We start from the raw sequence: 14,249 nt of genomic DNA on the forward strand, positions 1-14,249 counted from the left end.
ACCAGCTCATGACCCACCACATGATCGGTAAAGTACTACAAGCACGTTACCAAATCGTCCAAAGCCTAGGTGCAGGGGTATTTGGACAGACATACACTGCCGTAGACATAGAATACCCAGAAAACCCAAAATGTGTTGTTAAACAACTAAAGGTTAGCAGTTCCCACCCCAGTTACTTAGACAACTTAAGACTGCGTTTTCTTACTGAAACTGAAACTCTCAAGCGTTTAGGACGCCACAATCAAATTCCCCAACTTATTGCTTGTTTTGAAGAGAATGAGCGATTCTACTTAGTGCAAGAGTTTATTGAAGGACATGCGCTAACAGAGGAACTACCAATTAATAAACAGTCTAGAGAGATTTGGAGTGAAAGCGAAGTTATCGGATTTCTCGAAGATGTCTTAGGAATTCTGGAATTCGTCCACTCTCAAGGCGTTATCCATTGCGACATCAAACCGGAAAATCTGATCAGACGTGCTTATGATGGCAGATTAGTGCTGATTGATTTTGGCTCAATTCAGCCATTTGATTTTGGCGAGGATTCAGAATTACCTATCCATTCAGTTCCTGTAACTTCATTGGGATATATACCGCCAGAGCAATTTATTGGTCAAACACAGCCCAATAGTGATATTTATTCTTTAGGTATAATCGCTATCCAGGCATTAACAGGGTTGTCACCACTACAATTTAAATTAGATCCTTATACGAATGAGATTATTTGGCATTCTCCACAAATACCAGTTAATGATTATTTAGCTGCTATTCTTAGCCAAATGATCCGCTACGATTACCAAGATCGTTTTCAATCTGCAAGTGAGGTACTACATATACTTCAAGAAATGCTGTGGGAAACTCATTTACCACCTGCACAAGTACAGCATGAACAGCACCTAGAACCCCCTGTAAAAGTTAGCCATTTACCTCAAAGTTCTGCATCAACAAAATCGGCTCCCCTACTAACAGGGATGAAAGTAGGCTTGGCGGCTAATTCGATGTTGTTAGGATTGGGAATGTATTCTTTATTTACTAATTCTCCAGTCTATTCAGAAAAAGAAACTTTATATAAAGCAACAGAAGAATATCAATCAGGAGATTTGCAAGAAGCGATCGCCCTGGTGAAATCGATTCCCTCCGACAGCAATATTTATCCAGAAGCTCAAGCCACAATTGACGAATGGCAACAGCAATGGCAAGTTGCTGCTGAACAATACCAATTTGCTGAAACAGCCTTTCATGCTGGTAGATGGTCAGATGTACTTACTATTGCTCCTAAAGTTCCCGATATTTTATATTGGCAATCTAAAACAGATAAACTAGTTGAGCAGGCACGCACTCATCTGGAAGCACAGACACAAGACTTGTTAGCAAAAGCTTACACGAGTGCAAGTAACAGAGATTTTGCCGCTGCTATACAATATCTTCGTCAAGTTCCTCTAGAAAGTTCTGCGGGAGCTTTAGTCCAAAAAAAATTGGCTGAGTACGATCAAAAGCAACATATTAGAGCTACATTTTTTTTACAAAAAGCTTACAATAAAGCCTCTGCTGGCGAATTTGAAGACGCTGTAAGATTTCTACAAAAGGTTCCGAAAAATACTCCTGTTTATGCCCAAGCTCAAATTAAATTGAATGAGTATACTCAAAAGCAACGCCTGCGATCGCAAACAAATAGTATAGCTTTATCAAGGCAAAATTCTTCGGCAAAAAAAACTAGCTCAAATAGCAGTTACTACTCAAATAGAAAGATTGAAAAATTAAGACCTATTATTGATATTCACGACGTGAGTATTCAATAGTTATACCAATTTGAAAAATGATTGCGATAGATGGAAATTTGAAATATTTATTCAATAAATATTTCACAATCCAAAATCTAAAATCCAAAATGGTATTATTGCCTCAAGTTATAGAAGCACAATTCACCAAAGTGCAGTTAGCAATTGGTGACGGTATCCTGGAATCGCCTCAAGATTGAAGGCGATTAACGCGGTGGCTGATTTGGAGCAAGGGGATTAGGAAGTCGGATAATTGGTACAATTACAGGCTGTGGTTTTTCAGTTTGTAATTGATTCTGTGCTTGCTTGCTTGCTTCTATTGCTTGTTGGTAGTCGGGCTTATATTTTATTGCTTGGGCATAAGATGCGATCGCATCTTGAAAGCGTTTCAAATTTACTAGAGCATTACCTCTGCTATACCAACTTTCGTAGTGGTCTGGCTTGTAACGAACTGCTCTATTATAAGATGCGATCGCATCTTCGTATTTCTGTAAATTGTATTGAGAATTTCCCAAGTTATACCAAACTTGATAATCATTGCGCTTCAACGCTATGGCTTTATTGTAAGATTGAATTGCTTCTAGATAGCGTTGGCTTTGATGTAGTGCCCAACCTCGGCTGTACCATACTTGGTAGTTATCGGAATTATATTTAATTACTTGGTCGAAAGATGCAACTGCTTCTGGATAACGTCGTAAAGTAATCAGAACATTGCCCCTAGATAACCAAGCTTGGTAATAATCTGGTTTATATTGCACTGCTTTGTCATAATCTCTAAATGCATCTTCGTAGCGATTTAGATTTACTAGAGAATTGCCGCGACTATACCACCCTGTATCATAATCTGGTTTTAATTCTATAGCTTTATCGTAGGCTGTAATTGCATCTTCGTAACGTTTTAAATTATGTAGTGCTAGTCCTTTGTTATACCAAGCAAGGTAATAATTTTTTTGAAATTCAATTGCTTGGTCGTAAGCTTTTATGGCATTTTCATATTGTTTTAAGGTACTAAAAGCTTCACCTTTAGCATTCCAGATTTCAGGAGAGTTATTTTCTAATTGTAGGGCTTTGTCAAAAGAGGCGATCGCTTCTTTATAGCGCTGTGAATTTTCCAACACAAATCCTCTACTGCTCCAAGCTTCTAAGTAATCTGGCTGAATTTGAATTGCTTTATCATATGCCGCCAGAGCTTCTTTGTATTGTTTTAATGCAGATAGACTGTTGCCCCGACCATACCACCCTTGAGCATAATTTGGTCTGATATCAACTGCTTTATTATAGGCAGCAAGTGCGTCTTGATAGCGTTGTAAGTCATACAGTGTATTACCTTGTTTATATAATTCTGTGGCGTTATTTGTATGAATACCGTCAATAATAAATATAGAACCTGCTCCAGTTACACCTAAGATAAATACTGCTGCTAAAAGCTTATGAATTATATCTTTTCTATATCTATATTTTTTTAAATTCTTAAATGGTAACGCTGGAGTTAATGCGATTGTTTGAGGAGCCGGTTGTGTTAACTCTCTTAGCGCCTTTAATGCATCCGTTGCTGAAGCGTAGCGCTGCCGAAAGTCATAACATACCATTTTGTTTAATACTTGTGCAAATTCTGGAGAGACTTTGGTGTGATTTTGCCAGATAATCTCATAAGTATCGGCATCTTTTTCTAATTGTTCAGGAGATAATCCTGTGAGAGCTTGAATCGCAATTATTCCCACTGCATAAATATCACTGCTAAATTTAGGATTACCTTGCGCTTGTTCCCCAGGAAGATAGCCAGGCGTACCGATAGCAACAGTAGATTTAGTTTGTCCTTGTGGCGTAACTACTTGGGTGGTAATTTGTTTAACTGCACCAAAATCAATTAATACTAACTTGCCATCTTGTTGGCGTCTGAGTACATTGCACGGATTGACATCGCGGTGAATTACTTTTTGTTGGTGAACAAACTCTAAAATTTCTAGAATTTCTATCAACAGGGAAATTACCTCATCTTGGCTAAAAGTTTTCCCTGGCGTTAATTCTTGACTTAAGTCATGACCTTCGATAAATTCTTGTACCAGATAGAATTCTGCGTTTTCTTCAAAGTATGCTAAAAGTTGGGGAATATAATCATGAGTGCCTAATTTATACAGAACTTGAGCTTCTGTATCAAATAAACGTCTAGCAGTCTCTAAAGTGACTGGATCATTTGCCTGAGGCTTGAGTTTTTTCACAACACATTGAGGAGATCCCGGCAATTGAGTATCACAAGCGATAAAGGTTTCCCCAAATCCCCCACCACCCAAATGGCTAATAATTTGGTATCTTCCAACAAGTGTGTTTCCCAGCATCAGGTTTGCCTAGTTGAGCGCGATATTATCTAATTTCAATCTTGGCACAGGCTAACCGGATTCGGCGCGAGAAGGGGCGGGGGACAAGAGAGTGTGGGGAGTGTGGGGGGTGTGGGAGTTTTCTTCACCATCTCTCCTACATGCCTAATGCCCAATGACAAATGACAAATGACAAATGACAATTCTCAATGATTCCTATTAGTGATAATATTCATATTCGGCATCGACCGATTATTAATTACTGGCTGGTTGGCATTAATATTGCAATATTTTTATGGGAAATTCAACTGGAATTAGGTGATAAATTAGCCGACTTTGTTTTCAGTTGGGGTATAATTCCAGCGCAGATTACTGGAGCAATTACAAATGCCTTCGTTAACCCGGCAGCTTGGATAATTGTATGCTGGCGGTTGATTTGTTTGCCTTTAGGAATGTTTTTACACGGTAGCTTTAGTCAAATATTAGGAAATTTATTATTTTTATGGGTTTTTGGCAAGACTTTAGAAAATATACTTGGTCATAAACGCTATTTAGGATTTTACTTATTAAGTGGGATTGTAACAGGAATAGTACAAATATTAGCTCAACCAAGTTTGACAGTTCCATTGATTGGAGCGAATGGTGCGATCGCATCTATTTTAGGGGCATATGTTATGAAGTTTCCTAAAGCCAAAATTGACACTATTCTACCCCTAGTATTTGTATATATTCCCGTTGAATTACCAGCTTTTGTTTATTTATTTTGGTGGTTTATTCAACAGGTTTTTTATGGCATAGGTAGTTTAAATATTCCTCCTGTAGGTGTTAATCAATTTAGCCTCGCTTACTGGACACAGGCAGCGGGATTATTGATTGGTGCAGTCTTTATGCGATTTCAGAGAAGATGAAAGTATAGTAAAGTAATTGTGACAAAAAAGAATAGGAGATATGTAAATCTAAACTCATAAATGATTACCTATGAACTTGCTTCAAAATAAAAATTATACTTGTTGGCATCTGGGTTTTTTGATAACAAATTGTCAAAATTATAATTAAGTACGGTTATTGCTATAGACATTTGCTAAAAAACCGAACCTACTAGGTTTTAAAGTTACTCTAATCTAATAACTAGGAAGTTTGAGATTGAGCTTCCAAAAACCAAAGATTGCTTCTAATGAGGTGATACTATGGCACTCATTCGTTGGGACCCCTTCCGAGATATTGAACGGTTAGAACCATTCCGCGACATTGATACTTTACAGCGGCAAATGAATCGCTTGTTTGATAGGTTAACGCCAACAAGTAATGGTGGTGAAAGTATGGGATTTGGCTTCGTTCCTGCTGCTGAAATGGAAGAAACTGATGACGCAATTCACCTAAGGCTAGAAGTCCCTGGCTTGGATGCTAAAGATATTAATGTAGAAGTAACTGCTGACGCAGTTTCTATTAGCGGCGAGCGGAAGACTGAAACTAAGACTGAAGAAAAAGGTATAGCTCGCTCTGAGTTCCGCTATGGAAGATTTCAGCGGGTGATTCCACTACCAGTCCAAATTCAAAATGATAAGGTAGAAGCCGAATACAAAGATGGCATTCTCAGGCTAACCTTGCCGAAATCTTTGTCAGACAAGCAAAAAACTGTCAAGGTTAATATTGGTTAATTAAAAATTTTCGCTCTGATTTATTAGCTTTGGCTAAGATGGCGATCGCATCTGGTTTGATAGTTCAGGTGCGATCGCTTTTTATAATTTCACATATCACCAAAGCAATCATTTTTAAAATTGGTATTACTATTTCAAACGAGCAAGTTGATAATCATCTCTAATAATTCTGTTGGCTCTACTGGTTTAGCAAGATGCTTGTTAAACCCGGCGCTCAATGCTTGCTGTGCGTTAATTTGTCCAGCATAAGCAGTAATTGCGATCGCGGGAATTTGACCCCCTTGTTCCGGTGACAACATTCTTACTTGGTTGATTAACATCCAACCATCGACTTCTGGCATTCCTATATCGCTTAACAGTATATCTGGCTGGGACTGGGTTAAAGCAGCGAGTGCTTCCGCAGCTGATGCCGTGGCTGTGACATTTGCCCCGTACTCTTCTAAGAAAAAGCTGAGAAAATCCCTTGTATCTGTATCATCATCCACTAATAAAATCTGTACACCATTTAAATCTAAAGCTGGCTGAGGCTCTGTAGTGTCATTGTTCACCGGCGATCGCTGTTGCATTAGTGGAAGTTTGACAATAAAAGTTGCTCCCTGTCCTTCACCTTGACTCTGTGCTTGGACTGTTCCGCCATGTAGTTCGACTAAGTGGCGGACAATTGCTAGCCCCAACCCTAGTCCGCCAAACTTTCTTGTACTGGTACTGTTTTCTTGGCGGAAGTAGTCAAACACATAGGGCAGAAAATCGCTGCTGATACCTTTACCAGTGTCGCTAATTGTAATTTGAGCTTGAGTACCAATCTGTTCCAGTCGAATATCTACCCGCCCCCCTTCTGGGGTAAACTTAACGGCATTAGAAAGTAAATTCCAAACAATTTGCTGTAATCGGCTGGAATCTCCCAACACTTGCCCAACTTCGGGATCTCGCATTGTGTGTATTGCAATTGACTTGGCTTCTGCTGAGAGCCTGACTGTCTCCATTGCGGCGGTAATTACAGATACCAAATCGACTGGGCTACTATTGAGGCTAAGTTTGCCTTGGAGAATCCGGGAGATATCCAAGAGGTCTTCAATTAGTTCAGCTTGTAACCTAGCATTACGCTCAATGGTCTTTAAAGCATAAGCGCTGGTTTGGTCGTCAAGATTTTGGGTTTGGAGTAGATTCGACCACCCCAGAATCGGATTAAGTGGCGATCGCAATTCATGGGAAAGAACTGCCAGAAATTCATCCTTAATTCGGTTAGCTGTTTCTGCTGCTTCTCGTGCAGTTTGTTCAGCGGTGTAGAGTCGCGCATTATCAACGGCTGTGGCAGCGCGGCGAGCCAGTTCTTCAGTTAAGATGAGGTTGCGATCATCGTAATCACGGCCCGAAGTAGATACTAAAGTTATCGCTCCCAACACCCGCCCCCCAACAATCAGCGGCACACACATACCAGACTTAGGCTTTAGCTCCTGCAAAAGTTGCAGATGACTATCATTCTGACTGACCGCTTGCATTTTTTGCCCAGGGATAAAATGAGTAATTTGTGGCTTACCTGAGCGAATCACCTCAGCAACACCTTCAGTTCGCGCTAAATCAGGGGGATAGTTTTTTAACTGTTCTACCAATTGCTGTTTTGTTGGATCGGCATGGGCTGTTGCTACCCGATGAACTGACTGATTCTCATCAACAATATCAACTACGCACCAATCAGCAATTTCAGGCACTATCAACTGCGCCAAACTAGCTAAAGTTGTTTCATAATCCAGTGATGAAGCTAAAATACCGCTAGCTTCAGCCAGAAAGATCTGTCTTTCTTCCTCTTGCTTGCGCTCTGTAATATCACGAGAGGATGCTTGTATTTCTATAATTTCCTGAGTTTGCAGATCGTGGATGGCGCGAACTTTTGCCTCCAGCCAAACATAATGTCCGTCTTTGTGAACAGCCCGATGCGTTACGGTATAAATATCTGGTAAATCTGCATTGCTTGGGTAATTTTTAGCAATTTCCGCCAGATCCTCTGGGTGAACAAACTCATAGTTAAAACGACCGATCATTTCCTCTGGTTCATAGCCTAAAATTGTGCGGCAGGCTGGGGAAATGTACAGCATATTTCCATTGGCTGTATGACGTGAAATCATATCAGTGGAATTCTCTGCTAGTAGTCGAAACCGGGTCTCACTTTCTTGGAGTGCTGCTTCTGCTTGCTTACGCTCAGTAATTTCTTCACAAGTTGCACCCACCCAAGTGATTTTATTGGGTAGTGCGATCGGGTAGTAATTGACCGACCAGTACCTTAGCTTACCGGGTGCAGCGGGGGTTTCGCCACTTGCTTCCTGGGCAACAATAGATTCTCCTGTCTCAACTACATGACGAAAAGCTGCCATAACTTCCGCATCTACTTCAGGTAGTAGTTCAGCAACAGTCTTACCAATATGTGCTTCTTGAGGCAGACCATTAATTTCAGCTAAAGCGTTATTTAAGCGCACGTATCTTAAATTTTCATCCCAGATTCCAATACCGATAGGCGCGTTGTTAAAGAGAGTATCGAGTAGGGTATTGGTTTCAAGTAAGCGAGTTCGCTCTGTTTCTAATTGCCGCAGCAGTATCTCTCGTTCCGCCTCGGCTTGCTTGTGTTCAGTAATATCAACACACATTCCTACCCATTCTTGGATTTCGCCTGTTTCATCGAGTATGGGTACGCTACGGATACTCATGTGACGGTATTCGCCGTCATGTCGGCGTACACGATATTCCGCCACTGCAATACTGCGTGTAGCATAAACTGCTTTCCAGATAGCAGCTATTGATTGCCGATCTTCTGGGTGGATTGCGTCAAGCCAACCCCACCCTTTGTAGTGCGCGGGAGTTTGTCCTGTAAAAACCTGCCAAGTAGGAATTTCTTCGACAACATTGCCCCAAGGTGCCGCAGTCCAGATAATCGCGGCACTGGACTCTGCTAGGGAACGGTAGCGTGCTTCGCTCTGACTTAGTAGAGATTCCATGCGTTTGCGCTCGATGAACTGACCAATTTGACTAGCGATCGCCTTCAGGAATTCAGTATCAGGTTCAAGAATTCGCTGGCTAAAACATTCGATTACACCCAAAATTTCACTACCCAACTCAATGGGAAATCCTATAGCCGCTTGCAACTCACTGTCTTCCCTACTCCCCTCTCTCTGCTCCCAAACAGCCTGACCACTTGCCCAAACCCGATTGGGTAAACCTTGACCAATCTCAGAGTTTGTCTGTTGGTAAAATGCTCGGCAATCCTCTATTTTTAAAGAGGATGATTGCCAAGTATTGATGCAACGCAAGGCATTAATTTGTAGGTCTACACTCCAGAAAATACCAGCTTGCCATCCCAGATTTTCACAAAGAGATTGCAGCACTTTTGGCAGAGCATTGGCAACAGTTGTAGCCTCAGCCAGAATGTTAGTAATTGCATACTGTGCGGCTTGATACTGTTGGCTACGCTTGCGTTGAGTAATATCCGTAATGAACATTGCTACGCCGTTTTCTGAGGGATAAATATGGTTTTCCCACCAGCGATGCGAAATTGGAAAGAAATACTCAAAATCAACTGCTACTTGTTCGGTAACAGCTCGATATAGTTCTGCTTGCAGTTGACTATTGACTGTCTCAGGAAATAATTCCCATATAGTTTTACCCAAAAAACTTTCTTGATTAATCCCAGCTAGTTCAGCTGCCTTGTCATTAACATAGGTGTAGCGCCATTGATTGTTCAACATGAAAAAAGCGCTGCCAATCTTGGCTAAGACTTGTGCAATTTCTTGGGGGATACTTGCCTTGACTTCAGCAGTCACAGTTTCTGCTCCTGTTTTTGAAAGTACTTGGCTAAAAGATCCTCACCAAGTTCTCCCATCTGATGCAACAGATCTTGAATCTGTTTCATAGCCAGTGGTGAAGGTTGCGCTCGTCCGTTTTCCCATCGGTTGATACTGTGAAACGAAACTCCTAGCCTCTTGGCTAATTTTACCTGTGAAAGTTTTAGGCGCTGCCGAATTTCAATCACCAACTGTGCCACCTCTAGCTGTGCGATCGCAGGCATAAGGCAATTTTACTGTTAATTTTTTCCCTGATCTTGGACTATAGCAGATGCTATAACTGCCCTTACATCTATCCCAAGTCATAGTAGATGGAGCGCACCAAGGTGAATCAAAATTCGGGTGTAGGGATGTGGAAAGAACATCAATTATCAAACACAGACATCCTAGCTTCTAAACCAACAAGGGTTTAAATTTCTAGTGCATTTTGCCCTTATAACCCTTTTTTTTTACTGTTTACTTGGCTAGGGTCATCAGGAGTTGTTATGAAAAAATAACTTTTGCTGCAACAAAAATCACTAAAGTATGAATTACTTTAAAATCAAAATTCTTCTCAGAGGATGTATCTTGAAATATTAGATATTTTGTTCTTACTCCCCAGCCAACTGGGAACGGGGGGGAAGTACAGCCTTTGGATCTCTCTTTTTTAAGAGTGAGTTAGAGGAAGCTGCAATAACTTCGTGTATCACTAAAGACTTTTGAGACAGCCTCTGAAGATGGTAAATAATTTTTATTTACAAACTTTGGGGGGGTTGTGTCATTACCGAGTCTATAGCTTAAGCTAGAAAATTCTCTAAAATCGGCAAGTTGATACACACTGATGCTATTTCATTTGCTTGAATAGCTATATTGATAGGACGGAAATTCACAACTCGTGATTATGGCTAGTAAGTTAATAGACGTTAGAGAGTATACGGTCAGAGCGCATAAAAGAGAGATTCACACTCGTGTTTTTAACTTTATCTGCAAGCAGTGCAATGAGAGTACAAAACGCGAGACTTTTGGACCTCGACCGTTATATTGTGAACAATGTCGCCCTCCCCAAGCGCCCAAAAAACCGCAACAACCAGCGACAAAAGCCAAACCTAGACCAATGACTTACAAAAGTAAATCTGATTTAGATTGATTAACACCTTATGACTGTAAAGGGACAATTAGAACCTCCTCCTGACGTTTTCCTCTCTCCACTTTTGGAATTAAGAGAGTACTATGCTCGCATTGTAGAAGAGTACGAACGCTTATATACACAAGCGCGATCGCATCTCAATCATGTAGAAGCTTTGTTGTCTAACTGGTCAACACCAGAGACTAACAACCAAATTGCCACACTTGATGTTACCGATGAAACATCCCCTCTTCATTCAGAAGAGACATTATTATCGACAGATGACATTGCTGATTCCGATACCCACTTGATAGAGTCAACTCAATTTGAACTTTCAGACTCTAACAATTTGGACAAGGAGACTATTTCATCCGCCGCTACAAATACCCACAGTGACCAATCTGTAAGTCCAAATTCAGCCAACAAGTCTACCCCTGAGCCTAAAGATCAATCGATCAAGGGGCAAGACTTTCCAATGCTCCCTGAGTATCAACACTATATCAATCGCATAGAAGCTATCAAAAAAGTCTTGCAAGAACATAGTGGTACTGTATGCCATATAGATTTCATTGTGCGATCGCTATATGGTGATTTAGAGCCACATATCTTCAAAGTAGTTAAAGGTAGAGTCCAATCCTCACTTACCCAGGGTAGGGGTAATAGTTGGTTTGCAATTCCCGACGAACCTGGCTGTTATACTTTGGATTTAAAGTTGCTAACCTCAAGTAATGGCAATGGTTCTGCTAAGACTCTCCAACAGAAAAAGAAGAAACCTTTGATACTCCCCAAAACAAAAATAGTACCGATGCTTAGAGTATTTGAGGGTCAATTTTTGATTGATGCCATCACCTCTCTCTTAAAGCAAAATTCGGGAAAAATTTTTACAGTTGCGGAAGTGATCGCTGGACTTTATGGAGAACTAGATGCTGATGAACTTAGAGAGATCAAAAGCAAGGTACTCAATGAGTTATCACGAGGTTATCGCACAGGGCGATTCTCTAGAGTGCCTGACAAGGTTGGATTGTATACCTGGGACAAAAATTTAATGCTAGAGAAAAGCTCACGTTGAATCTACCTCTGTTTCAGTGTCTACGGTATCTACACAAGTCATTCATCTGGTAGGGTGCGTTAAGCCTGTCATCCATAACGCACCAAACAATCTCGGATGGTACATACGGTGCGTTAGCCTACGGCGTAACACACCCTTGTATCTTAAAAAAGTGAGGTGATTAGATCATTTGTGTATATACCGTAGTTTGACTAAACAGAGACTTTACGCAGACGCAGAAACAGCATGAACCAAAAACCCTTAAATTCCATCAAAGTTAACAGCCTAGGCAGCGCCCACCAGTATTTCAAAGGTCTATCGATTGGGCTTTTGCTGGGTATGTTCACCCTACAATGTATGGTCTAATTATTTGAAGATGGCTGTAGGTTACACAATCAATCATCATAGGAGTTATTGAAGAAGGCAGGAGGCAGAGCAGGCAGTGCGGTGGACGGGTTTCCAAGGCAGCCGCTTGCGGGGGTTCCCCCCGTTGTGCGGACTACCGTTGGCATAAAGCAACTGCCGTGGCAGAAGGTTTTGTAAGATCGGGGATACATACCCCTTTTAAACAAGAGCCACCCTTACGGGTGAAGCTCGTTCCGACGCTCGTTCCTCGCTAACGCTAACGCTTTATTATTCAACTCTGGCGCGGAGCGCAGGAGCACGGAAGAGGGCTTGAAATCCTGCCTGCCTTTCTGCGGCAGCTTCCGGAGCAGATTCCCAAAGGCTTTCATAATAGAAAAACGCTACGCCTAAGCCCCGTTCTTGCGCAGCTCGCACCTGGGATTGAATTTGCTGCATTGGGGCTGGATTATTACGCAACCCTGCCATAATGCCAACACCAGTGGGTATCGATTTTTGCGCTTCTTGAATTTCTTGACGAGAGAGATTGCTAATAAAACCTTGGAGATTGGGACGATAAATTTGCACAATTAGCTCATCCACGATATTGAGTCGTATCCAGTTGAGCCAGTCTTGTAATTGAAACTTGTAGGCAAAGTCGTAGTAATTTGGAGAGACAGAGAAAATCAAGCGAGATTTTTGAGCTTTCACAGCTCGGTTGAGTTGTACCATAAACGCTGTTATTTTATCTGCCCGCCAGCGCATCCATGCTTGATCTTGAGGATTGGCTGGAGGGTTATTTTTAGTTTCCTTGGTGTATAACGCAACTGTGTATGGATCGTAGCCAAATTCATATGGCAAACTCATGTGATCGTCAAACTGAATGCCATCAACATCATATTGGCTGATGTTTTCTAGCACGAGACTAGTGATAAACTGCTGCACTTCTGGATGGAAAGGATTGAGCCACATCACCTCGCCAGCAGCACTAACAGAAGTTTGACTACCATCTCGCTTTTGCGTCAACCAATTTGGATGCTCCATTACCAATTCTGATGTTGGGGGAGCCATAAAGCCAAACTCAAACCAAGGAATTACAAGCAGCCCGTGACGATGGGCTTGGTTGATGAGATCTGCTAGAATATCGTGTCCGTCTGAGCCTCGCAAAACAAAAGGTTGGATGCCTGTACGCTTTGCCACCGCACTAGGATACATTACATAGCCAGAATTCCACACTACGGGATAAATAGTGTTAAAGTTGAGCCGGCGCAGTTGGCTAACAGCCTCCTGTACTTTGGAGCGTTCCTTGAGGATGTCAATATCGTTATTAGTCATCCAAACCCCGCGAATTTCTTCACGGGGTAGTTGGGAGATCTGAGCGATCGCAGGGGTAAGATTATCTACCAGTAATACCGTAATACACGATATCAACACTAGTATCGGGAACAATCGCTTGCGCAATGTCTGAGTAAAAGTTGCCGCGTGTCTAAGTCGCCAACTTTGAAAAGGAAAAATTAATTTCAAAATTAGTTTCATAGGTTTGAATGATGCGTTAGCTAAACACACGCGCCATTGGATGCTTTTTTTATGGAGTCTACTAGTCATACAGTCTACAAGCATTTATGCTTACTAGAGAATTAGTTAACTGGTAGTTATGCATTCCCCTGGGCATCGAAATCTTGACCTCAGACGAACTGAAGCAGACTCAGCAATCTAAAATAATTGACGTAGCTAATCGTCATTAGTGCCCGATGTATCTTTTCTTATCAGAGTAATAACTTGATTTATTTGTAAAAAAACTACTTTCTAGGTACTTAGCTCAGAACAGACTTGGCAAAACTTGTATTTATTAAGAACATGATTTCACAAAATAGCGACACTTCCACATCAGAAAAATTTTCCCTTGGCCTGCTTGGCGTACTCTGCGATCGCTCTTTACTTAAAGGAGTCGCTTGATAGAGAGAAATAGCCTTGCTACCGTGAGATTTTATACTATTTCACCTTAATAATGATACAAATACGCGGTTAAGCTAAGGGTTTAGCATTGCTCATACGTGTCAACTTAACGTGAAACCCTTGTTATAAGGTGATTTTGTATTCACTCACCTACCATTACGATCCTCGTCACCCCACCCCAGTTTTGTCTAAAGCCAAAACTTCCCCTCCCCGCAGGCGG

At 41.3% G+C, this 14,249-nt stretch carries 9 protein-coding genes; 5 read left to right on the forward strand and 4 right to left on the reverse strand.

Annotated elements, in window-relative coordinates; translation table 11 throughout:
• Positions 1–8 precede the first annotated feature (8 nt).
• Positions 9–1,796 carry a serine/threonine-protein kinase gene (locus BV375_RS01745; RefSeq protein ID WP_086756585.1) on the forward strand — a complete coding sequence of 596 codons (1,788 nt, stop codon included), beginning with the start codon at positions 9–11 and terminating at the stop codon, positions 1,794–1,796.
• 185 nt (positions 1,797–1,981) lie between these two features.
• Here BV375_RS01745 and BV375_RS01750 read toward each other — a convergent pair whose 3' ends face one another.
• Positions 1,982–4,111, reverse strand: a complete 2,130-nt coding sequence (locus BV375_RS01750) for a serine/threonine-protein kinase (protein ID WP_086756587.1) — start codon at positions 4,109–4,111, stop codon at positions 1,982–1,984.
• Between the two features lie 188 nt (positions 4,112–4,299).
• On the opposite strand from BV375_RS01750, the gene BV375_RS01755 reads away from it, so the two are divergent.
• Together BV375_RS01755 and BV375_RS01760 are read left to right on the forward strand one after the other, a co-directional pair.
• Positions 4,300–4,998, forward strand: coding sequence for a rhomboid family intramembrane serine protease (locus BV375_RS01755; protein WP_086756589.1), 699 nt, complete (start codon positions 4,300–4,302; stop codon positions 4,996–4,998).
• A 279-nt stretch (positions 4,999–5,277) separates the two neighbouring features.
• Positions 5,278–5,748, forward strand: a complete 471-nt coding sequence (locus BV375_RS01760) for an Hsp20/alpha crystallin family protein (RefSeq protein ID WP_086756591.1) — start codon at positions 5,278–5,280, stop codon at positions 5,746–5,748.
• Between the two features lie 134 nt (positions 5,749–5,882).
• On the opposite strand, the gene BV375_RS01765 is transcribed toward BV375_RS01760, so the two are convergent.
• Complete coding sequence (locus BV375_RS01765; RefSeq protein ID WP_086756594.1) at positions 5,883–9,557, reverse strand: PAS domain S-box protein; 3,675 nt, start codon at positions 9,555–9,557, stop codon at positions 5,883–5,885.
• A complete protein-coding gene (locus BV375_RS01770; RefSeq protein ID WP_086756595.1) occupies positions 9,554–9,802 on the reverse strand; it encodes a helix-turn-helix transcriptional regulator in 249 nt (82 codons plus the stop codon). The genes BV375_RS01765 and BV375_RS01770 overlap by 4 nt, the downstream gene beginning before the upstream one ends.
• Positions 9,803–10,458: 656 nt before the next feature.
• Here BV375_RS01770 and BV375_RS37940 point away from each other — a divergent pair.
• A complete protein-coding gene (locus BV375_RS37940; RefSeq protein WP_086756597.1) occupies positions 10,459–10,704 on the forward strand; it encodes a hypothetical protein in 246 nt (81 codons plus the stop codon).
• Positions 10,705–10,714: 10 nt separating this feature from the next.
• Complete coding sequence (locus BV375_RS01780) at positions 10,715–11,752, forward strand: hypothetical protein (RefSeq protein ID WP_086756599.1); 1,038 nt, start codon at positions 10,715–10,717, stop codon at positions 11,750–11,752.
• A gap of 612 nt (positions 11,753–12,364) precedes the next feature.
• Here BV375_RS01780 and BV375_RS01785 read toward each other — a convergent pair.
• Entirely contained in the window at positions 12,365–13,678 is a 1,314-nt protein-coding gene (locus BV375_RS01785; RefSeq protein ID WP_086756601.1) for a glycoside hydrolase family 10 protein, read from the reverse strand.
• Between the last annotated feature and the right edge of the window lie 571 nt (positions 13,679–14,249).

The sequence above is a fragment of the Nostoc sp. 106C genome (assembly GCF_002154725.1).
Taxonomy (GTDB): Bacteria; Cyanobacteriota; Cyanobacteriia; order Cyanobacteriales; family Nostocaceae; genus Aulosira.

What these genes read in the sequence shown, in the direction of transcription:
- BV375_RS01745 (WP_086756585.1), top strand. Translation starts at nt 9, where the DNA reads ATGACCCACCACATGATCGGTAAAGTACTACAAGCACGTTACCAAATC.
- BV375_RS01750 (WP_086756587.1), bottom strand. Translation starts at nt 4,111, where the DNA reads ATGCTGGGAAACACACTTGTTGGAAGATACCAAATTATTAGCCATTTG.
- BV375_RS01755 (WP_086756589.1), top strand. Translation starts at nt 4,300, where the DNA reads ATGATTCCTATTAGTGATAATATTCATATTCGGCATCGACCGATTATT.
- BV375_RS01760 (WP_086756591.1), top strand. Translation starts at nt 5,278, where the DNA reads ATGGCACTCATTCGTTGGGACCCCTTCCGAGATATTGAACGGTTAGAA.
- BV375_RS01770 (WP_086756595.1), bottom strand. Translation starts at nt 9,802, where the DNA reads ATGCCTGCGATCGCACAGCTAGAGGTGGCACAGTTGGTGATTGAAATT.
- BV375_RS37940 (WP_086756597.1), top strand. Translation starts at nt 10,459, where the DNA reads ATGGCTAGTAAGTTAATAGACGTTAGAGAGTATACGGTCAGAGCGCAT.
- BV375_RS01780 (WP_086756599.1), top strand. Translation starts at nt 10,715, where the DNA reads ATGACTGTAAAGGGACAATTAGAACCTCCTCCTGACGTTTTCCTCTCT.
- BV375_RS01785 (WP_086756601.1), bottom strand. Translation starts at nt 13,678, where the DNA reads ATGACTAGTAGACTCCATAAAAAAAGCATCCAATGGCGCGTGTGTTTA.